General features: G+C 70.8%; 17 protein-coding genes. 12 read left to right on the top strand and 5 right to left on the bottom strand.

Going from position 1 to position 21,483, the window contains the following annotated elements:
* Window positions 1-18 precede the first annotated feature (18 nt).
* From EV375_RS14405 to EV375_RS14350, 12 genes are all read left to right on the top strand, one after another.
* Window positions 19-1,170 carry a sensor histidine kinase gene (locus EV375_RS14405; protein ID WP_130299803.1) on the top strand — a complete coding sequence of 384 codons (1,152 nt, stop codon included), beginning with the start codon at window positions 19-21 and terminating at the stop codon, window positions 1,168-1,170.
* The gene (locus EV375_RS14400) at window positions 1,167-1,829 is read left to right on the top strand and encodes a response regulator transcription factor (protein WP_130299802.1); all 663 of its coding nucleotides are present in this window, start codon (window positions 1,167-1,169) and stop codon (window positions 1,827-1,829) included. Before EV375_RS14405 ends, EV375_RS14400 begins: the two co-directional genes overlap by 4 nt.
* 550 nt (window positions 1,830-2,379) lie before the next feature.
* Window positions 2,380-3,903, top strand: a complete 1,524-nt coding sequence (locus tag EV375_RS14395; RefSeq protein ID WP_486588480.1) for a DUF2690 domain-containing protein — start codon at window positions 2,380-2,382, stop codon at window positions 3,901-3,903.
* Window positions 3,904-4,658: 755 nt separating this feature from the next.
* Window positions 4,659-5,648: a malate dehydrogenase gene (locus EV375_RS14390; RefSeq protein WP_130299800.1), complete on the top strand. Its 990-nt coding sequence runs from the start codon at window positions 4,659-4,661 to the stop codon at window positions 5,646-5,648.
* A 568-nt stretch (window positions 5,649-6,216) separates the two neighbouring features.
* Complete coding sequence (locus EV375_RS14385) at window positions 6,217-8,007, top strand: hypothetical protein (RefSeq protein WP_165434736.1); 1,791 nt, start codon at window positions 6,217-6,219, stop codon at window positions 8,005-8,007.
* Complete coding sequence (locus EV375_RS14380; RefSeq protein WP_130299798.1) at window positions 8,004-8,447, top strand: hypothetical protein; 444 nt, start codon at window positions 8,004-8,006, stop codon at window positions 8,445-8,447. Before EV375_RS14385 ends, EV375_RS14380 begins: the two co-directional genes overlap by 4 nt.
* 22 nt (window positions 8,448-8,469) lie before the next feature.
* Window positions 8,470-9,279, top strand: a complete 810-nt coding sequence (locus EV375_RS14375) for a hypothetical protein (RefSeq protein ID WP_130299797.1) — start codon at window positions 8,470-8,472, stop codon at window positions 9,277-9,279.
* A 400-nt stretch (window positions 9,280-9,679) separates the two neighbouring features.
* Entirely contained in the window at window positions 9,680-11,182 is a 1,503-nt protein-coding gene (locus EV375_RS14370) for an aldehyde dehydrogenase family protein (protein ID WP_130299796.1), read from the top strand.
* 72 nt (window positions 11,183-11,254) lie between these two features.
* Window positions 11,255-12,823, top strand: coding sequence for a GMC oxidoreductase (locus EV375_RS14365; protein WP_130299795.1), 1,569 nt, complete (start codon window positions 11,255-11,257; stop codon window positions 12,821-12,823).
* Complete coding sequence (locus tag EV375_RS14360) at window positions 12,823-13,935, top strand: glycine betaine/L-proline ABC transporter ATP-binding protein (RefSeq protein WP_130299794.1); 1,113 nt, start codon at window positions 12,823-12,825, stop codon at window positions 13,933-13,935. The genes EV375_RS14365 and EV375_RS14360 overlap by 1 nt, the downstream gene beginning before the upstream one ends.
* Before the next feature lie 70 nt (window positions 13,936-14,005).
* Window positions 14,006-16,051 carry an ABC transporter permease subunit gene (locus tag EV375_RS14355; RefSeq protein ID WP_130299793.1) on the top strand — a complete coding sequence of 682 codons (2,046 nt, stop codon included), beginning with the start codon at window positions 14,006-14,008 and terminating at the stop codon, window positions 16,049-16,051.
* Window positions 16,052-16,123: 72 nt separating this feature from the next.
* Complete coding sequence (locus EV375_RS14350; protein ID WP_130299792.1) at window positions 16,124-17,086, top strand: ABC transporter substrate-binding protein; 963 nt, start codon at window positions 16,124-16,126, stop codon at window positions 17,084-17,086.
* 203 nt (window positions 17,087-17,289) lie between these two features.
* Here the strand turns inward: EV375_RS14350 and EV375_RS14345 are convergent, their stop codons facing one another.
* The 5 genes from EV375_RS14345 to EV375_RS14325 form a co-directional block, all read right to left on the bottom strand.
* Window positions 17,290-18,057 carry an isocitrate lyase/PEP mutase family protein gene (locus EV375_RS14345; protein WP_486588479.1) on the bottom strand — a complete coding sequence of 256 codons (768 nt, stop codon included), beginning with the start codon at window positions 18,055-18,057 and terminating at the stop codon, window positions 17,290-17,292.
* Window positions 18,054-18,572, bottom strand: a complete 519-nt coding sequence (locus EV375_RS14340) for a carboxymuconolactone decarboxylase family protein (protein WP_486588478.1) — start codon at window positions 18,570-18,572, stop codon at window positions 18,054-18,056. The genes EV375_RS14345 and EV375_RS14340 overlap by 4 nt, the downstream gene beginning before the upstream one ends.
* Before the next feature lie 152 nt (window positions 18,573-18,724).
* Window positions 18,725-20,140 (bottom strand): metallophosphoesterase, encoded by a 1,416-nt coding sequence (locus EV375_RS14335; RefSeq protein ID WP_130299791.1) that lies wholly within the window; start codon window positions 20,138-20,140, stop codon window positions 18,725-18,727.
* Window positions 20,141-20,154: 14 nt separating this feature from the next.
* Complete coding sequence (locus EV375_RS14330) at window positions 20,155-20,451, bottom strand: SCO4848 family membrane protein (protein ID WP_130299790.1); 297 nt, start codon at window positions 20,449-20,451, stop codon at window positions 20,155-20,157.
* 279 nt (window positions 20,452-20,730) lie between these two features.
* Window positions 20,731-21,459, bottom strand: a complete 729-nt coding sequence (locus EV375_RS14325) for a hypothetical protein (protein WP_130299789.1) — start codon at window positions 21,457-21,459, stop codon at window positions 20,731-20,733.
* Window positions 21,460-21,483: the final 24 nt, after the last annotated feature.

Below are 21,483 nucleotides of genomic sequence, written 5' to 3'. Positions count from 1 at the left end.
CCGGTCTACGCTGGCCAGGTGCCGGCAATCCGACCCACGCGAACGGACGCGATCCTCGCCGCCGCCACCTTCTGTCTGGTCGCGGCGGCCGCCGCGACCAGCCATGCCGCACCCGCACGGGCGGCGCTCGCATACTGCTTCGCTCTCGGGCTCGGCGTGCTGATCCTCTGTTGCCGGCGGTGGCCCGTTCCCGTGCTGCTCGTCACCGCGGCCGGCATCCTCGGCTACTACGTGGCGGACCTGCCGCCGGTGGGCCTGGCCGCGCCGATCGCCGCCGTGCTGTACGTGTCGGCGGAGCGGGGCCGTGTGGTGCCGGCCGCCGTCGTCGGCGGGAGCCTGCTCGCGGTCTCGATCCCCGCGCGGCTGATCGAGGGCGACGACCCTTCGGTCGTCGTGGGCCTCGAACTCGGCTCCGAGGCGGTGCTGATGGTCGCGGTCATCGCCCTCGGCGACGCCGTCCGCAACAGGCGCTCGCTCCGGGCCGAGATGGCCCGGCAGGCCACCGCGGCCGCCGAGGACCGGCGCCGGGAGGCAGCGCGCCAGGTCGAGGCCGAACGGCTGCGCATCGCCCGGGAGGTGCACGACACCCTCGGGCACACGATGTCGGTGATCACGCTCCAGTCCGCGGTGGGCGAGGAGGCGCTCGCCGACGACCGGCCCGAGTCCGCCAAGGCCGCGCTGGCCGCGATCCACTCGGCGGGCGGCAGCGCGATGGCCGAGCTGCGCGCCACGCTGGGAACGCTGCGCAGCGACTCCGGAACGCGTGAACCGGCCCCCGGCTTCGACCGGCTGCCCGAGCTCGTGGACGGCGTCCGGGGCAGCGGCCTGCCGGCCGATCTGCTGGTCACCGGCGAGAGCGGCGGACTGCCGGCGGTGGTGGGCACGACCGTCTACCGGGTCGTGCAGGAGGCGCTGACCAACGTCCTTCGGCACGCGCGGGCCACCCGGGTCACGGTCACGATCCGGATCACGCCCGCGCGGCTGTCCTTGGAGGTCGTCGACGACGGCCGGGGGATGTCCCGCGACGCCCGTGCACGCGGCAAGGGACAGGGCCTGCGGGGCATGTCCGAGCGGGTCGCTCTGCTCGGCGGCACCGTCGAGTCCGGCAGCGCCGAGTCCGGCGGTTTCCGGGTCCACGCCTGCCTGCCGCTGCCCCGGGGTGAGACATGAACCCGGTCAGGGTCGTCCTGGTCGACGACCAGCACCTCGTGCGCGCCGGGCTCGGCGCCCTGCTCGAACGCGCCCCGGACATCACCGTCGTCGGCGAGGCCGGTGACGGATCGGCCGGGCTGGACGTCGTCCGTGCGGAGCGACCCGACATCGTCCTGATGGACGTGCGCATGCCCGGAACCGACGGGCTCGAGGCGACACGGCGGATCCTGGCCGATCCTCAACTGTGCGACGTCCGCGTGGTCATGCTGACGACCTTCGACGACGACGAGTACCTCTTCGAGGCCATCCGCGCCGGCGCCGCCGGCTTCCTCCTCAAGGACACCGCACCGGACGCCCTGCGGGAGGCCGTCCGCATCGTCGCGGGCGGGGACGCGCTGCTGTCCCCCGCCGTCACCCGGCGGGTGCTCGCCGCGGCGGCCCGGTCCCCGGTGGCGGATCCGGCCCGGCTCGCCGGGCTCACCGAACGGGAACGCGACGTCCTCGCACAGGTCGGCGCGGGGCGGTCCAACGCGGAGATCGGGGCCGTCCTGCACCTCAGCCCGGAAACCGCGCGCACCTACGTCAGCAGGCTGCTGACCAAGCTCGACGCCCGCGACCGTTCCCAACTCGTGGTCCTCGCCTACGAGAGCGGGCTCGTACGCCCGGGCGAGAGCTGACGGCGGACCTGCCCTCCGCGCGCGGCCCGGCCGAGGCCGTGCGCCTGCCGCGTCGTGGAGCCGGAAGACCGAACGGCCGTGTTCCCCCTGGGTGTTGCGGCCCGGCCAGAGCGCGTGGTCGGGCGACCTCGCGTCCCTGCCGCCGCTTCCGGTGGCGCGCGCTCCGCCCCTTCCGGCCGGTCACCTCCGTCATTCACGGGCCGCCGGGTGCAGGCCGCGTTGCATGTCCGCGTGAACCTGAAGCCGGGACGGCACCGTTGCACGGGCCCGGGTGGCGTGACACCGCTCCAGGAGTACGCGCGAGCGTGCAGCCGCCGCCCATCCCCGCATCCGCCGCCCCGCCGCGGCCCGTGAAGTGATGCGGAAGCGAACGACGATGCGGTGGCAGTCGCGGAGCCGGGTGGCAGACTAGGGGAACACGTGAAGGAACTCGGTATGTTCGGGGGACGAGGGGGAGGAAATGCCTCGGTGGAGGCCGCTACCGGAGGAACTGGACCCACAGATCCGGGAGTTCACCAGCCAACTGCGACGGCTTGTGGACCGAAGCGGAATGAGCGTCGCGACCATCGCTGACCGCACTGGCTACAGCAAGTCCTCCTGGGAGAGGTACTTGGGCGGACGGCTGCTGCCTCCCCGCGGTGCCACGCACGCGCTCGGCGACGTCACGGGCACCGACATCCGTCACCTCGAGACGATGTGGGAACTGGCCGAACGGGCCTGGAGCCGCGACGAGATGCGTCACGACGTGACCATGGAGGCGATCCGCGTCGCGCAGGCCCGCGAAGCCCTCGGCGAGTTCTGGGACGACGAGCCCGCCAAGGGCCGCAAGTGGGGCCGCAACAAGGACAAGGCCCGGGAGAAGGACAAGAATCGGGGCAAGGACCGGAACGGGCGGCGGGACGAGGGGAGCGCCGCCCCCGAAGCCGCGCCCAAGGAAGAGGAGTGGAAGGAGAAGACGGGGGAGAACTCCGTTGTCCCCGCCGAGAGTTCGCAGCAGAGGTCCTGGGACTTCTTCGCTCCGCCGTCCGCCTCCGCGATCCCGGGAGCCCGTGACGGTTCCGCGGCCGCTCCCGCGGCTCCTGCCGTGAACCGGCCGCCCATGGACGACGAGACGGCCGTGCTGCGCCCCCGTCCGCTTCCCGGCCAGGGCGGTCAGCGGCAGGGGCACGGCGGTAACCACGGCGGAGGGAGCCACGGAGGCCGAGGTGCGGGGACGGCCGGGGTGCCCTCGCAGCGGGTCGACGTGGCGTCATGGGGCACCCCCGGTGAGCACCGCGACTCCGGCAGGGCCGGGCCCTGGCGTGCGGAACCGCCCGGACCGGACCACGGCCCGCCCGCGTACCCGGGCCACGGGGCCGACGGAGCGCCGGTCGGGGACGGGGCAGACCTCCCGGGCGGCCCAGAGGGGCCCGAAGGCGGCACCCGTTCCTCGCGCGGGCGCCGAGTCGCCGCGCTTCTCGGGGGCGCGGTGGGCGTGTTCGCGGTTCTCGGTGCCGGTGTGCTGGTTTTCGGCCTGCCCGGAGGGTCGGGCAAGTCGTCCGCGTCGCCTTCGCCTTCGGCGACGAACTCGGCCCGGACCCTGCCCGCGGGCGTGAAGTGCCAGGGTGAGAGTTGCACGGGCAAGGATCCGGAGAAGATGGGCTGTGGCGGCCAGAACGTCAAGAGCAGCAACTCCGCGTTCGTCGGTCCGAGCATGGTCGAGGTGCGCTACAGCAAGGTCTGCAAGGCCGCGTGGGGCCGTATAACGGGTGCGGCGCAGGGCGACAACCTCAAGATCAGCGCGGGTGGCGAAGCGGCGAGCGACAAGGTCGGCACGACGAACGACGCCTACACGGAAATGGTCGCGGTGACCTCCGCGACCGAGGCGCGTGCCTGCGCCACTCTCGTTGCGGGTACCACGGGCTGCACGAAGGTGGACGCGTCCGGAGCGTCCGGTGCCGACGAGACGGCCGGAACGGCTGGTTCGGCCGACCCCGCCGGCACGGCGGACCCCGCGGCGACAGGCGACGTGGGTGCGCCGGGAGGCACGGGCGACGCCGAAGGCCCGGCCGGGACCGGCGACGCCGTGCGCTGACCCCGGACGACCCCCGGCTTCGCGGGCGGCACCGCTGACTTATGGGCGAATGCCGGCTCACGGGCGGGCGAGCCCTCGTGAGCGGCGCCGCCGACTCACAACTCAAGGGTCGGCGCTCGCGGTTCGCGGTTCGCGGTTCGCCGCTGACCGTTCACCGTTCACCGTTCACCGTTCACCGTTCACCGCTTACAGGTCGGCCGCCAGGACGAGCCGCCCATGACTGGCCGTTCGGCCACTGACCCCCGGGATGTCAGTGGTTGACCACTGATTCCCGGCATGTCAGCCGAGCTCGCTCATAATTCTTCTCCCGAATTTCTCATTCCGCGTCTCTCGTCCTTTCATCCCTCAAATCTCCCAATCGGTTGCTCCCCGCACCCTGTTGAAGCTGTCCGAAACTCGTTGGTGGTCGGATGAATGCGCATGCATGGCTCGTCCGATCCCGGGAAAGCGCCCTTTCAGCACCCCCCCACGGGCTGGCCATACCGGCAGCCGTCCGCGTCGTCCCTCCTTCCGCGGGCGGCTGCCGGTACGTATATGACGTCGGATAGCCTGGCGCGGGGTCTCTTGATGTAGAGAGACATCCTGAGAGACTTCCGAACACGGCAGGGCGCGTTCCCTCTGGCTTCTCCCCCTGGCTACTCCCCCTCGCTTCTCCCGAACGCTTCGCCGGGAGGGGCCCAGGGAGGACCCCGGGGAGGTGCCCAGGGAAGGACCCCGCCTCGAAACTGCCACCGCCAGGCATTACGGAGACCGCCATGACCCGCACCCCCGTCAACGTCACCGTCACCGGAGCGGCCGGCCAGATCGGCTACGCGCTGCTCTTCCGTATCGCTTCCGGCCAGTTGCTGGGCGCCGACGTGCCCGTCAAGCTGCGGCTGCTGGAGATCACACCGGCTCTGAAGGCGGCCGAGGGCACCGCCATGGAGCTCGACGACTGCGCCTTCCCCCTGCTGCACGGCATCGACATCACCGACGACCCCGAGGTGGCCTTCGACGGCACCAACGTGGGTCTCCTCGTCGGCGCGCGTCCGCGCACGAAGGGCATGGAGCGCGGTGACCTGCTCGAGGCCAACGGGGGCATTTTCAAGCCGCAGGGCAAGGCCATCAACGACCACGCGGCGGACGACGTGAAGGTCCTCGTCGTCGGCAACCCCGCGAACACCAACGCCCTGATCGCTCAGGCCGCGGCCCCGGACGTGCCCGCCGAGCGCTTCACCGCGATGACGCGCCTCGACCACAACCGCGCGCTCACGCAGCTCGCCAAGAAGACCGGTTCCCAGGTCTCCGACATCAAGAAGCTGACGATCTGGGGCAACCACTCCGCCACGCAGTACCCGGACATCTTCAACGCCGAGGTCGCCGGCAAGAACGCCGCCGAGACGGTGAACGACGAGAAGTGGCTGGCCGAGGAGTTCATCCCGACCGTCGCCAAGCGCGGCGCCGCCATCATCGAGGCCCGCGGCGCCTCTTCGGCGGCTTCCGCCGCCAACGCGGCGATCGACCACGTCCACACCTGGGTCAACGGGACGCCGGCCGGCGACTGGACGTCGATGGGCATCCCCTCGGACGGTTCGTACGGCGTCCCCGAGGGTCTGATCTCCTCCTTCCCCGTGACCTGTTCGGGCGGCTCGTACGAGATCGTCCAGGGCCTGGAGATCAACGACTTCTCGCGGCCCCGGATCGACGCGTCCGTGCAGGAACTGGCGGAGGAGCGCGACGCGGTCCGCGGTCTCGGCCTGCTCTGAGACGCCTTCAGTCGCGGATGTCCGCGCTCCGCGGCCGGACGGCCGGACGACCGGAATTCCGGACGGCCGGAAGGCCGGAAGGCCGGAGAAGCAGGGACTTCCCCGGGCTGAGCGCGTGAGCGCGAGGACACAACGGGCCCGTGCGGCAAGGGAGAACACCTCCCTGTGGCGCACGGGCCCGTCCCGTTTCCGGCCCGCTCCGTTTCCTTCCGCCGTTGCTGCCGCGGCGGTTGCCGCAGCCGCTGTCATTCCGGCTCACCACGCCTCTTCGGCTCACGGCGTCTCTTCGGCTCACGGCGTGCGCCGGCGCGGGCGGCCCGGTCGGACGGCGCTCCCGTGACGCGTCGGTGTGCCGGCCGGGGCCGCGTCGCCCGGCCCCATTTCCAACACGTCGTCATCCAAGGGCAGTTGCCGCTCACGTGGGACTCGGCAAGGTGGCCCCCGGCGTTCCCGAAGCGTTATCCACAGGGATTTTGCCGCCGTGGTCGAGGCGGCGCTCCTCGGGTATGTTCAGGACCAATCCCTGGAACAGACCTTGGGGAAATCGGGGCTACTCATGAGTTACTCATTGCGCACGCATGCTCACAGTGAGGCGACGCGTCTGCTGTGCGCCGGTGCGCGGCTGAACGCAGGATTCCGTCAGCGCGTCATCGACGAGCTGGTCGGGCATGCCGAGCGTCCCGTTCCGCCGTCGCTGGGTGTGGACGTGCGTCCCGTGCTTGCCCACGCGTTGCAGGCGCGGCGGCAGGAAATGCAGACCGCGCTCGCGCTGCTGGCCGTCTGGGCCGGCTTCTTCCTCGTCTCCGTGCTGGTGACGTGGGACGCGCTGGACGACCGGTTCGGCGGGAACTTCGACGTCCCCCTCGACGAACTCCTGTCCATGGCCCTGTTCCTGGGTGACGACCGGCTTTCGTCGGTGTCGGAGCGGCCCACCAGCTGGGTGCTCTTCTACGCGGGTGTGGTCCTCGCCCTGTGGGCGGGCCGTGCGATCGCGGGCCGGGAGACGCTGCTGTACGCGGGTGCCAGGGCGCCGCGCAAGTCCTTCAGGTCCGCGGTACGCCGCCGGCTGGGCACGGCCGTCACCTACGCCGCGCGGGCGCTGGCGGCGGGCTACTGGCTCACCGCCCTCGGCGCCGTCGCCGACAACCCCTATCCGGTCATCTTTCCGCTTCTGATGGTCGCCGTGGTCTGGCTGCACCGGATCAGGGTCACGTCCGTTCTGCGGGAGCAGCTCAGCCGCGAGACGTTCGCAACGGCGCAGCAGCCCATGCTTCCCCACTCCGAGCGGTACCGGCGCATCGGTGACGCGATCGACCGCGAACAGCACGCGCCTGCGACGCTGTACGACGCGAACCGGCCGTTCGTCGGCGCCGGTGTTCCGCACAGACCGTGGTCCTTCGCGCTGGAACTGCGGCGCAAGAAGGAGACGCTCTCCACCGAACCGGCCAACGCCGTCCCGCCCCAGGCCCATCACAGGGCGCAGGCGCATCCCACCGAACCGGCGCCGGACGGACGGACACCGGCGCACGCGCGGGAACACCCGCCGCTGCCGCCGGCGAACCACCTCTCCAGCCGTCACGTCCTCGACATGATCACCCCCCGGCTCGTGGCGCTGCGCGAGGCGACCGCGCGCACCAGCAGGGACAGCCTGCGCGCCCTGGAGATCGAGGAGTTCGTCTATCTGCCGTCCGGGGTGCGCCGCGACAGCGGCGTCTACCGGGAGGAGAACGTCCAGGAGCATCTCGCCGACGCGGCCGACGACGGTGGTGAGGCGCGCCGGCACTTCCTGCGCGTCCGGGTCGGCTCCTGGCACGAGCAGGTGGTCGTCTCGCTGCTCGTGCGCGTCCATACACAGGGCGGAATGCTGGTGCTGGAGGTCGTCCCGCACGTACTGGGGCCGGTCGCCGAGGAGTTCAGGGAGGTCGACGCCATCGTCGAGCGCCGCGCGGGGGGCGCGCTGCGTGAGGGGCTGCTCGCTTACCTCACGGCACCGGCGGCCACCGCGGCGGCTGGGATCGCCGCGGCCCGCACGCTGCTGTCGGTCTGCCGCGTCTGGCTCAGCTCCCCGGAGTACGCGGCGCCGGACGCTCCTTTGATCTCCGTACGGGAGTTGGCGAGCACGAACGAGCTGTCGCTGTTCCAGGAGATGGACGTCAGCCGGTACATCAAGACAGTCCAGGACAGGATCGCCAGCGGCGTGCGGGACGCGCTTGAACAGCGCGGCTTCCGCACCGACCGCTTCGAGCAGCAGATCGTGAACGTACGTGACGGCGGCGTCTACATCGAGGAGATGAGCGGCGGCGCCGTGGCCACGGGCGAGCACGGCAAGGCGCAGCACATGGAAGGGAGCCCGGCGTGATGCCGCCCGGCGACGAACGAGAGCGGGAAACCTCGCAGGAACCGGCGTCCGAGCCGGTCCAGGAGTTCACGGCCGGGGGCGGTGGCGGCGCCGTGCACATCGGGAACATGTCGGGGGGAGCCGTCGCCACCGGCGCGCACGGCCGGGCGACTTCGTACGGCCGGGCCGAGCCGCCGCCGCAGACGGACGAGGCGACGCTGGCGCTCCTGGAGGCGGTGCGGGCGCTGCGTGCGGACATGCGGATCCTTGCGGCCACCGACGAGACCACCGCGGTCGACGGCGAACTGGGCGAGATCGAGGGCGAGATCACTCGTACGGGCAGCGCCGGCACCGGCCGCCTCACCCGGCTCCGCGAGCGGCTGGAGACGGGCGCGAGCGCCGTCGGCATGCTCGCGTCCGCGGCCGCCGTCGTGCAGGCCGCCGCGCAGGTGCTGGGGTGAGCGACGTGAGAGGTGAGACCTGGTGATCCGTTTCGACGCCGACCAGCAGCGCTGGGTGGACCACGAGGCCGAGATCCTGAAGGCGCGGCAGCACACCGAGTCCGCGCGTCAGCAACGGACCGCGGCCAAGGGCGCGTTGGCGGTTCTCGCGGTGTGCGCGCTCGCCTTCGGCGCGTGGGCGCTGGGCTGGAAGGACGAGCCGGCTCCGCCCGACAACCGCTCGCAGGTGGTCGTCCCCGACCCGGATACCACGTCCCGGCCCGCCACGAGCGCGCCGGCGGCCGCGGGGGAGGAGTCCGCCGACCCCACCGGCGCGGCCGAGTCGAGCCCGCCGAGCGGGTTCGAGATCGCGAACGACCCGGAGGGGTTCAGCCTCGCCGTCCCGAAGGGCTGGGAGCGCCGCGCCGAGGGCCGGGAAGGCTCCCAGGCCGTCTTCTACGAGGGGCCCGGCCGCTCCAGTCAGCTTCAGGTGTTCTGGGTGGAGGACTCGGATCCGTATGAGTCGCTGGAGCTGGCGGAGGCGAACGCGGAGAAGAACAAGAGCTACGAGCGCGAATCCCTCGACCGCCTCGACGGCGGCGACGGTCCGGCGGCCCGTCTCGAGTACACCTACGACTCCGATGAGCACGGCGGTACGCGCCGCGTCATCGACCACCGCTTCGAGGCCCAGGACGGCGAGCTGTACGCGGTCATCGCGTACGGGCCGGACAAGGACGGCGCCTCGGAAGACCAGAAGGAGCTGCTCGACACGGCGCTGGCGTTCTTCTGCCCGACTGGCGTGGACTGCGGAAAGGGCGGGGAGGACGGGTCCGGCGAGACCGCAGCCCGGTGACGCGGATCGGGCGGCGGCCTCCATCCACCCCTCGCTGCCGCGCCGTTCCGCCCCGCAATCCATGCCCGGGCGGACAGGAACGCAGTACCGGCGAGGTCTTGATCGCCGCGGCCAGAACCGTCAATACCGCCCCCCACGTCATGCAAAAGAATCGGCCAGGCCTGCATCAGAATCGTTATAAAACGCTCTCAGAGGGCGTCAACCGGGCTCTTCGTCCGTCACGCGCACACTTCGGCTCGTGAGGAACCCCACTTATCTGCCGCGGACGGACATGCAAACGCCAAGACGGGGCAGGGTTCGCTCTTGCCATGTGACCAGCGCATGGCTTATTTCACAGCAGTCACGATGTGATTGTTTCGTGACACGATGCGTCATTACAGCTCGGAAGGCAGTACAGAAGGTGTCCGAAATAGAAAGCATTCATATCGACGGCGACTGGCGCTCCGCGCAGGCCGGCGGAACGCGGGAAATCCTCGACCCCGCTGACGCCACCACGCTCGCCGTCGTGGCGGAGGGCGGCGCTCAGGACACCGACGCCGCCGTCGCCGCCGCCCGCCGCGCCTTCGACGAGGGCGACTGGCCAAGGACACCGGTCGCGGAGAGGGCCGCCCTCCTCCGCCGCGTCGCGGACCTCCTCCAGCGCGACCGCGAGGAGATAGGCCTCACCGAGTCACGGGATGCGGGCAAGACGTGGGAAGAGGGCCGGGTGGACGTCGACGACGTCACCGCGGCCTTCCGCTATTTCGCCGACCTCGTCACCGGCGAATCGGCCGGCCGCGTCGTCGACGCCGGCGACCCGGACGTGCACAGCGTCGTCGTGCACGAGCCCGTCGGGGTCTGCGCCATGATCACGCCCTGGAACTACCCGCTGCTCCAGGCCAGTTGGAAGATAGCCCCGGCGCTGGCCGCCGGCAACACCTTCGTGATCAAGCCCAGCGAGATCACCCCCATGACCACGATCCACCTGGTGAAGCTGCTTGCCGAGGCCGGCCTCCCGCCGGGCGTCGCGAACCTGGTCACCGGGCCCGGCGACCCCGTGGGCGCCCGCCTGTCCGAGCACCCCGACGTGGACCTCGTCTCCTTCACGGGCGGTCTCGTCTCCGGGACGAAGGTCGCCCAGGCCGCCGCCCCCGGAGTGAAGAAGGTGGCGCTGGAGCTCGGCGGCAAGAACCCCAACGTTGTCTTCGCCGACGCCTGTGCCACCGACGAGGGTTTCGACACCGCCGTCGACCAGGCCCTCAACGCCGCCTTCATCCACAGCGGTCAGGTCTGCTCCGCCGGTGCCCGCCTCATCATCGAAGAGTCCGTGCGGGAGCGCTTCGTCACCGAGCTCGCCGCCCGCGCCCGGCGCATCCGCCTTGGCCGCGGCACCGAGAAGGGCGTCGAGTGCGGGCCGCTGGTCTCCGCGCAGCAGCTGGCCAAGACCGAAGCGTACGTGGCGTCCGCGCTGGACGAGGGTGCCGTGCTGCGCAGCGGCGGGGAGCGGCCCGAACCGTCCGAGGTGCGGCCGGCCGACGGCTACTTCTACTCACCGACGATCCTCGACAACTGTCACCGGCGCATGAAGGTGATCCGGGAGGAGACCTTCGGGCCTATCCTCACCGTCGAAACCTTCCGGACCGAGGACGAAGCGGTGGCGCTGGCGAACGACACCGAATACGGGCTCGCCGGCGGCGTCTTCTCCGCGGACACCGCGCGTGCCCGCCGCGTCGCGGCCCGTCTGCGCCACGGCACCGTGTGGATCAATGACTTCCACCCCTACCTGCCGCAGGCCGAGTGGGGTGGATTCGGCAAGTCGGGCGTGGGCCGTGAGCTGGGCCCGCACGGACTCGCCGAGTACCGCGAGACCAAGCACGTGTACGAGAACCTGCGTCCCCGACCGGTCCGCTGGTTCTCCGGCTGACGGAGCAGCCGCACCATGCCCGCCTCGTCCTCTCCGTCCCGACGCGTGAATCCCGAGGAGCGCAACACGGAAATGTCCAGAGACATATCCACCTACGACTACGTCATAGTCGGCGGCGGTACCGCCGGGTCGGTGATCGCCTCACGGCTCACCGAGGACCCGGACGTCACCGTCGCCCTCATCGAGGGCGGTCCGTCCGACATCGACCGGCCCGAGGTGCTCACACTGCGCCGCTGGCTCGGTCTGCTCGGCGGCGAGCTCGACTACGACTACCCCACCACCGAACAACCCCGGGGCAACTCGCACATCCGGCACAGCCGGGCGAAGGTGCTCGGCGGCTGTTCATCGCACAACACCCTGATCTCCTTCAAGCCGCTGCCGTCCGACTGGGACGAGTGGGAGGCCGGCGGCGCCAAGGGCTGGGGTGCCGCCGCCATGGATCCCTACTTCGCCAAGCTGCGCAACAACGTCGTGCCGGTCGGCGAGCAGGACCGCAACGACATCGCCCGTGACTTCATCGCCGCGGCCAAGGACGCCCTGGACGTCCCGGAGATAGACGGTTTCAACAAGCAGCCGTTCCACGAGGGCGTCGGCTTCTTCGACCTCGCCTACCACCCGGAGACCAACAAGCGCTCCTCGGCGTCCGTCGCCTACCTCCACCCCCACATCGAGGCCGGTGACCGCCCGAACCTCGACATCCTCCTGGAGACCTGGGCGTACCGGCTCCAACTGGAGGGCAACAAGGCGACCGGCGTGCACGTCCGCGGCAAGGACGGCGCGGAACGGCTGATCTCCGCGGCGAGCGAAGTGCTGGTCTGCGCAGGGGCCGTGGACACCCCGAGGCTGCTGATGCACTCGGGCATCGGTCCGAAGGCGGACCTGGAGGCGCTCGGTCTTCCCGTCACGCACGACCTGCCGGGCGTCGGGGAGAACCTGCTCGACCACCCCGAGTCGGTGATCGTCTGGGAGACGGACGGGCCCATCCCCGACAACTCCGCGATGGACTCCGACGCGGGGCTCTTCCTGCGCCGGGACCCGGAGTCGGCCGGACCCGACCTGATGTTCCACTTCTACCAGATCCCCTTCACCGACAATCCCGAGCGGCTGGGCTACGAACGGCCCCCGCACGGCGTGTCGTTGACGCCGAACATCCCCAAGCCGCGCAGCCGCGGGCGCCTTTACCTCACCTCTGCCGACCCGGCCGACAAACCGGCCCTGGACTTCCGGTACTTCACGGACGAGGACGACTACGACGGCCGCACACTCGTCGACGGCATCAAGGCCGCCCGGCAGGTCGCCGGCACCGAGCCGTTCGCCGGCTGGCTCAAGCGAGAGGTGTGCCCCGGCCCCGACGTCACCTCCGACGCGGACATCAGCGAATACGCCCGCAAGGTGGCCCACACCGTCTACCACCCCGCCGGCACCTGCCGCATGGGCGCCCACGACGACGCCCTCGCCGTCGTCGACCCCCAGCTGAAGATCCGCGGACTGGAGGGCATCCGCGTCGCGGACGCCTCCGTCTTCCCCACCATGCCCGCGGTCAACCCGATGATCGGTGTGCTGATGGTCGGGGAGAAGGCCGCTGACCTCATCCGATCCGATCGACCCGCTACGACTACGGCACCGGGAGGTGTTGCGTGATGTCCGAGACCCACGAGTCCGCCCCGGCCAGCCCGGTGTTCTCCGTCCGCAATCTGTGGAAGGTGTTCGGACCCAAGGCACATCGGGTGCCCGGCGACAAAGAGCTCGCCGGGCTCTCCGCCGCCGAACTGACCAAGCGCACCGGCTGCACCGCCGCCGTCCGCGACGTCTCGTTCGACGTACGCAAGGGCGAGGTCTTCGTCGTCATGGGCCTCTCCGGCTCCGGCAAGTCGACGCTCGTACGCTGCCTCACCCGCCTCATCGAGCCGACCTCGGGCGTGCTCGAAATGGACGGCGAGGACGTGCGCGCCATGGACAAGCACCGCCTGCGCGAACTGCGCCGCCACCGCACCGCCATGGTCTTCCAGAACTTCGGCCTGCTGCCGCACCGCACGGTGACCGACAACGTCGCCTACGGCCTGGAGATCCAGGGAATGTCGAAGCAGCAGCGCCGCGCCAAGGGCCTCGAGATGGTCGAGAAGGTCGGCCTCACGGGCCTCGGCGACCGCCGCCCCGTACAGCTCTCCGGTGGTCAGCAGCAGCGCGTCGGGCTGGCCCGCGCCCTCGCCGTCGACCCCGAAGTGCTGCTGTTCGACGAGCCGTTCAGCGCTCTCGACCCGCTGATCCGCCGCGACATGCAGGAGGAGGTCATCCGCCTGCACCGCGAGGAGGGGCGGACGATGGTCTTCATCACGCACGACCTGTCCGAGGCGCTGCGTCTGGGCGACCGGATTCTTCTGATGCGCGACGGAGAGATCGTGCAGCTCGGCACCCCCGAGGAGATCGTCGCCAACCCCGCCGACGACTACGTCCGCGACTTCGTCCGCGACGTCCCCCGCGAGCAGGTCATATCCGTGCGCCGTGCCATGCGTCCCGCCGAGAAGGCCGAGGCCGATCGCGGCGCGGACGTCTCGCCGGACACGCTGGTCTCCGACGCGATCGAGGCCGTCGCCCGCAGCGGCGAGAACCTCCGCGTCGTCGACGGCGGACGGACCATAGGCGTCATCGACCACGCCTGCCTGCTCAACGTCGTCGCGGGTCTCGACGGCGGCGACACCGACGAGGACGGCAAGGGCGACCCGGGCAGGGACAAGGAGGTGGCCGCCGTATGAGCACCCGCTTCGCAGCGCCCGCCGCACGGCAGGGCCGCCCCGCGGACGAGAGGGGGAAGGTGAGGCCGGCGTGAGCACTCCCACCATTCCCGAACAGGGCGAACAGCGGGCAACCGGCATTCCCCCGCAGGAGCAGCCGGAGAAGCGGCCGGAGCAGCAGAAGACCCCCGGCACACTCGGGGCACTCGCCGGCAACCCGAAGCTGCTCGTGCTGCTTCTCGCTGCGCTGGTCGTCGTCGTCAGCGCGGCGGTCAGCGGCTCGGGTATCTGGCCCGCGAGCTGGACCGTCGACATCAAGTCGCCCCTGGACGACCTCGACAACTGGCTCGTCGACAACCGCGAGACGAGCCCGATCTTCCTCTATTTCCTGCTGCACATCAGCAACGGCGCCGAGAGCTCCGTGGACGCCATCGTCAGTCTGTTCGACGCGATGGGCTGGGTGGGCGTCACCGTCGTCGGCACTCTCGTCGGCTGGGCGGCCGGAGGCTCCGACCTCTCGCGCCGCGCGTTGCGCACAGGCGCCACCACGCTCGGCGTCTTCGTCGCCTGCGGCGTGCTGAACATGTGGCAGGCCACGATGGAGACGCTGGCCCTGATGACGGTCGCCGTCTTCGCCGCCGCCCTGCTCGGTTTCCTGCTGGGGCTCGGAGCCGGCCTCTCGGACCGCATCGAGAGGCTGCTGCGCCCGGTCTTCGACACGATGCAGGTCATGCCGGCGTTCGCGTATCTGCTGCCCCTGCTGCTGATGTTCGGTGTCGGTGTTCCCTCCGCGCTCATCGCGACCGTCATCTACGCGGCTCCGCCGATGGCCCGCCTCACCTCGCTCGGGCTGCGCAGCGCCGACCCCGCGGCGCTGGAGGCCTCCGCGTCCCTGGGGTCGAGCTCCTGGCAGCGACTGTGGACGGCGCGGCTGCCGCTGGCACGGAAGCAGATGATGCTCGGCCTCAACCAGGCGATCATGATGTGCCTGTCGATGGTCGTCCTCGCCTCCCTCATCGGTTCGGAGGGTCTGGGCGACGAGATCTACCAGGCGCTCGGCAGCCTCGACGTCGGGACGGCCCTCACCGCGGGCATCGCCGTCGTGCTGATCGCCGTGCTGCTGGACCGCACGACCGCCGCTGCGGGCGAGCGGCTGGACGCCACCGTGACCGTCGGCGCGACAAGCCTCATGAGGCGCGTGCGAATGGCCGTGTGGGGACTGGTCGTCGTCCTGATCGGCGTGTTCTCCGCGATCGGCGCCTCCCTGGGCGAGCGCGAGTGGCCGGAAGCGTGGACGGTGGACGTGACCCGTCCCCTGCAGGGGGCCGTGGACTGGCTCACCGGCGCGATCGGGCACGGCGTCCCGCTGCTGGGCGGAACGGAAGTGTGGGCCAAGGGCTTCACGGTCTATGTGCTCAACCCGCTGCGCACGGGCCTGGAGACCACCCCGTGGTGGGCGCTGGTGCTTCTGGTCGCGGCCATCGGCTGGATCGTCGGCACCTGGCGGGCCTCGCTGACCGGCGCCATCTGCCTCGGTCTGGTCGGCGTGATGGGCCTGTGGGACAAGTCGATGGACACCTTCTCCCAGGTGATCGCGGGTCTCGTGGTGACCATGCTCATCGGGATCGTGCTCGGCGTCCTCACGGCGCGAGTCCAGCGCGTCGAACGGATGATGCGTCCCGTGCTCGACACGATGCAGACGATGCCGCAGTTCGTGTATCTGATCCCGGTGATCGCACTCGTCGGCCTCAGCCGCAGCGCCGGAATCATCGCGGCCGTCATCTACGCGTGCCCGGCCGTCATCCGCATCACCGCGCAGGGTCTGCGCTACGTCGACCCCGCGGCGATGGAGGCGTCCCGATCGCTCGGTGCGACGAGCAGGCAGCAGCTCTTCGGCGTCCAGCTGCCGCTGGCCCGCAAGTCGCTGCTTGTCGGCGTCAACCAGGGTGTGGTGCTGGTGCTTTCGATGGTCGTCATCGCCGGCCTGATCGGCGGCGGCGCCCTCGGCTACGACGTCGTGCAGGGCCTGTCCAAGGGCAACCTCGCCCAGGGCCTGCCCGCGGGTATCGCCATCGTCTGTCTCGGCATCATGCTCGACCGGATCTCCCAGCCTGCAGGTGAGCGGCGCAGTGAGTAACCGGCACCCCCAGAAACGCACCCCCCACCCGACGGAACCCTCTACCCCGAGAAGAGAAATCAGGTCACGCACATGAAGAACAAGCAGATACGCAACACGGTCGTCGCCGGAATCAGCATCCTCGGCGCGCTCACCCTCACCGCCGGCTGCGGCAAGGCCGACACGAGCAGTGGGGGAGGCAAGGACGACAAGGTCGTCCTCGCTGAACCGTCATGGGTCGGTGCGCAGGCGAACGCCGCGGTCGTGAAGAAGCTCCTGGAGGACGAACTCGACGTCAAGGTCGAGGCCAAGCAGATGGACGAGCCCGTCGCCTTCGACGCGCTCGACAGCGGCAAGGCCTCCGCGATCCTCGAGGACTGGCACGGCGTACCGAAGAAGGAAAAGAAGTACGTCGAGGAGAAGAAGACCGTCGTCTCCGGCGGCGACCTCGGTGTCGTCGGGCACATCGGCTGGTTCGTGCCGAAGTACTACGCGGACAAGCACCCTGACATCAAGGAATGGAAGAACCTCAACAAGTACGCCAAGGACTTCCGCACGTCCGAGAGCGGCGACAAGGGTCACTTCATCGGTGCCGCCCCGTCGTACTCCCAGCACGACAAGGAACTGATCAAGAACCTCAAGCTCGACTTCAAGCACATCCCCAGCGGCGCCGAAGCGGCGCAGCTGAAGGAGATCCAGCGGCTCTACGACGCCAAGAAGCCGTTCCTCACCTACTGGTGGGAGCCGCAGTGGATGAACAACAAGATCGACATGGTCGAGATCGAACTGCCGAAGCACACGCCGGGCTGTGAGGAGCCGGCGGCGAAGGCCAAGTGCGGCTACGAGACCAACCAGCTCGAGAAGTTCCTCAACGCGGACTTCGCGAAGAGCAACAGCCCCGCCGCGCAGTTCATCAAGAACTTCAAGTGGACGACCAAGGACCAGAACGAGGTCGCGGGTGACATCGCCGGCAAGAAGATGAAGCCGGAGGACGCCGCCGAGAAGTGGATCAAGGCGAACAAGGCCACCTGGCAGAAGTGGATCCCGAAGAAGTGACGTTGCCGCGTCACCGCTGAGGGACACACTCCCGCGACGGGCCGGGGCACCGCTCAGGGTGTCCCGGCCCGCTCGTGTTGCTGCCTGCTGCCTGCTGCCTGCTGTCCGCCGTCCGCCGTCCGCTGTCCGCCGTCCGGCGGCCGCCGGGCAGTGGGCTGTCGCCGCACAGCGGACATCCGGTAGCAGCCCGCTCCGGCCCGTCGTCACGCGTCGCGCAGACTCCCGGCCAGTTCCTGCACCGCCGCTCTCGCGAGGTGCGCGAGCCCGCCTCCGAAAGTGATGCGGGAGGCACCCGCCGCGCCGAGTTCGCGCGGCGACGGCCCGCCGCCCACCGGGGCCCACGCGTTGAGCGGAACCTTCAACTCCGCTGCCAGCACGCCGATGTCGCCGAGCGGCGCCTTCATCGGATACACGCACTCGGCGCCCGCCTCCACGTACAGCCGCCCGCGTTCAAGGGCGTCGGCCAGGGGGTCGGCGGAACCCCGCAGGTAGCTGTCGATGCGGGCGTTGACCAACAGCCGCCCGCCCGCGGCCTCGTGCACCTGTGCCAGGAAGTCCGCCTGCCGCCGTGGCTCGACCAGTTCCCCGCCCTCCGAGTCCTCCAGGTTGCAGCCGACGGCGCCGCTCTCCAGCAGCCGTTCGACGATCTGCTCCGGCGGCAGTCCGTAACCTCTCTCGATGTCCGCGGTGACCGGCACGTCCACCGCTCGTACGATCCTGCTGATCGCGGCGAACATCTCGTCGGCCGGGGTGTCGCCGTCCGCGTGGCCCAGCGAGGCCGAGACCCCGTGGCTGGGCGTGGCGAGCGCCTCGAATCCCGCCTCCGCGAAGATGCGTGCGCTCGCCGCGTCCCACGGGCCGGGCAGCACGAGGGGATCGCCCGTTGAGCGGCCCTGATGCAGCGACCGCAGCCGTGCGACGCCGTCGTCCCCCGTCCTCCCCTCCACGTTCCCGCCCGTGTTCGCACTCACCGCTCGCTCCTCTTCGCTGCGAGCCCGGCGGGGACCGCGCGGGTCGCCACCTGGAAGCGGTTCCAGGCGTTGATGGCCACGATCTGGGCGATGAGACGGGCGAGTTCGGCCTCGTCGAAGTGCCGTGCGGCCCGCTCGTACACCTCGTCGGGCACGGAACCGCCGGCCAGGTCGGTCATCGCCTCGGTCAGCGCGAGCGCCGCCCGCTCCCGCTCGGAGTAGACGCCCTGGTCGCCGAGCTCCTCCCACGCGGAGAGCAGGTCCAGGCGCAGCTGTGTCTCGCCGGCCTCGCGGGCGTGCGTGAGATGCATGTCCAGACAGAAGGCGCACTTGTTCAGCTGGGAGGCGCGGATTTTGACCAGAGCGGCCACGGCCGGGTCCAGACCGTCGGACGCGGCCGACTGAAAGGCGGACATGGTCCGGTAGATGTCGGGGGCGACCCGGAAGAGCTCCATCCTGGGCCGGGGGGCCTGAGTCCGCGCACCGTCCGTGTGCGCGTGTGCCGTCGTCGTCATGCCGCAGACTCTACGGGCGGACACCGACACTCATCTCCGTACTTTTCAGAGCCCCGAAGACACTTGGCGCCGCGCGGAGGGGAGGGGTGTGCCGGAGCAGACGGGGCGCCCGGCTCCGCCGATGCGACCGGGCCCGCGCCGGACCGTCCGGCTCATGCCGACTTCGAGGCCAGTTGGACGAGAGTGACGTCGGGGTCGGCGCCCACCCGCACCGGCGGGCCCCAGGCGCCGGCGCCGCGCGTGACGTACAGCTGTGTGTCGCCGTACCGTTCCAGTCCCGCCACCGTCGGGTTGGCGAGCGCCGCCGCCAGGTGGAAGGGGAAGATCTGCCCGCCGTGGGTGTGCCCCGACAGCTGGAGGTCCACGCCGTACTCGACCGATTCGTGGATCTGCACGGGCTGGTGCGCGAGGAGTACCGAGGCGCGTGCGGTGTCGCGGTCGCCGAGCGCCTTCTCGAAGTCCGGCCCCTCGCCGCTGTCTTCGCCGCGTACGTCGTTGACTCCCGCCAGATCGAAGCCGGGCAGCTCCACCCGCGCGTTCTCCAACGGGTGCACGTCCAGCTCGCGCAGGTGGTCCACCCAAGCCCGGGCGTCGCCGAAGTACTCGTGATTGCCGGTGACGAAGAACGAGCCGTGCCGCGAGCGCAGTTGACGCAACGGTGCGGCGGCCGGCCCGAGGTCCTCGACGGTCCCGTCGACGAGGTCGCCGACGATCGCGACGAGATCGGGCTGTGCGCCGTTGATCGTGCGGACGATGCGCTCGGCGTGGGAGCGCCCCAGAACCGTGCCGAGATGGATGTCGCTGACGACGGCGATGCGGTAGCCGTGCGCGGAGCGCGGCAACTTGGCGAGCGGTACGGTGACGCGCTTGAGCGTGGGCCCGTCGAGCAGGTTCCAGGCGCCCGCGCCGACGGTTCCGGCCGCGGCGAGGGTGGCACCCGCGGCGACCGTACGGGCCACGAACAGTCTCCGTGAGGTCGCCTGCGGGCCGCCGGCGCTTCCGGGGCCGCCGGTACTTCCGGGACGGCGGGCGCTTCCGGGGCCGCCGGCACTGCCGGGACCTCCGGGCTGCGGGGGTGTGGCGGGCCGCGCGGCCCCCCTTCCGTCCGCTGCTTCCGCATCCGTCGCGCCGGTGACCATCACGGCCGCCGCACTGTCCGGACTCTCGTCCCGCGCACCCCGGTCCTCCCCGGAGGGCACCTGCGACGCCGCTCCACGCTCCGTGCCGGAAGCACCCGCGGCCGCCGCGCGGCGCTCCAGCACACGACGGAGCAGCGGCCGCACGGCCTCCCCGACGGCGAGGGCCATCAGCAGATACAGCAGCAGCGCCAGCCACAGGTAGCCGGGCCACGCCAGCATCTGCTGCAGAGCGAAGGGCGCTTCGCTGCGCCCCACAACGACGTTCGTGACCACCAGTACGGGCAGCACGAACGCCAGGAACGTCCCCGTACGACGCCACACGCTGCCGGGGCGCGCCACGTCACGTACGAGCCGGCGCCACAGGTACCAGTGCGCGAGCCCGACCAGAACGATCACCGTCGCTGCGATGAGCAGGAAGACCACGGCCACAGTCCGTCACCCCCTCATTCGCCGGGTCTTGCCCGCAGGGCCCGCAGCCCGCGCAGGCCGAGGACGCCGATCGCCGTGCCCAGCAGGAAGGACACGACCGCCAGCACCAGATGAACCCAGAAATAGCCCGTCGGTTCGCCTGCGCCGTCGAAGGCCAGCCCGCTGCTGTCCTTCCAGAGGTTCTTCACGAAGGTGATCCAGACGGTCCAGGACCACACCCCGAAGGCCAGCAGGAACCAGGACACGCGGCGGCTGAGGACGAGGGGACGCGTGGAGGGCGGCGAGGAGCGTGTGTCCGCAGACTGACTCATGGGGTCAAGTATGTCTGTCGGCCTGAACAAGCAGCCCGGGAGGGCCGCCTTACCCGGCGCACCGCCCGCGCGTGCCGGGGCCCCGCAGATCCTTCTCACGTGCCGCCCGTGCAGAGCACCGCCGCGGAGCTTCGCCCCGCGGCGGGCGCACTGGCTCCCTGCGGTGCGGTGCGGTGCGGTGCGGTTGGTTCGGTGCGGTGCGGTTGATTCGGTTCGGTGCGGTTCGGACGGAGGAGGGCGGGCCCCGGACCCTTCGGTGACGCCCGGACACCGGCAGGCTCAGAGAGCGTCCACCGCGCTCACCTTCCAGCTCCCCGCCGTGGGCACCATCGTCAACCGGACCCGGTTGAGGTCCACTCGAGGGCTCTTGGCCTGCGTGTTCTTGGTGACCTGGTTCATGAAGAGCAGGACGACGACCCGGTCCGGGGAGGCCGTGACCACCGAGGCGGCCGGGGTTCCGCCGGAGCGGGGTTCGGCGACCGTGGCGGTGACCTCGCCCTTGTACTTCTTCGCGGTCGGGCCCACCACCTTCTCGGTCGTCTTCGCGTACTCCTTGTGGAAGCCGCCTGTGAGATGGGTGCGGGCCTTCGCGAAGTCCCGGTCCAGATGCTGGTAGCGGTAGCTGAGGATGTCCGGGGCGGCCTTGCGGGCGGCGGCCAGTGCCTGCGCCCGCGCTTCCCGCGCGCCCTCGCCGGAATGCTGGAGCCGGCCGAGCAGCGCCGCCGAGACCAGGCCGACGACGACGAGTGCGGCGAGCAGGGCCACGCGCGTGCCGCGCCCGCGCCGCTGCCGCCCCTCCGCGCGCTCCGGGGCCTTCCGGGCCTGCCGCACCTTCGGTGACGGCTTCGCGCGCGGTGCCTTCGCGTCGGCGGCGACGGCGAGCGGTTCGTCACTCTCCTCGGTCCGCGCACGTTCGGCCCGCTTGGCCGCCGCACGGGCGGCGGCGGCGACAGCGCGGTTGCGGCTCGCGCCGGACCCGTTGCGAGTACGGACGGATGACTTCGCCATTGGTCCTCCTCTCCTTTCTGCCCG

The sequence above is a fragment of the Streptomyces sp. CNZ301 genome, from assembly GCF_004217425.1.
This window is presented reverse-complemented; position numbering and strand designations above follow the sequence as displayed.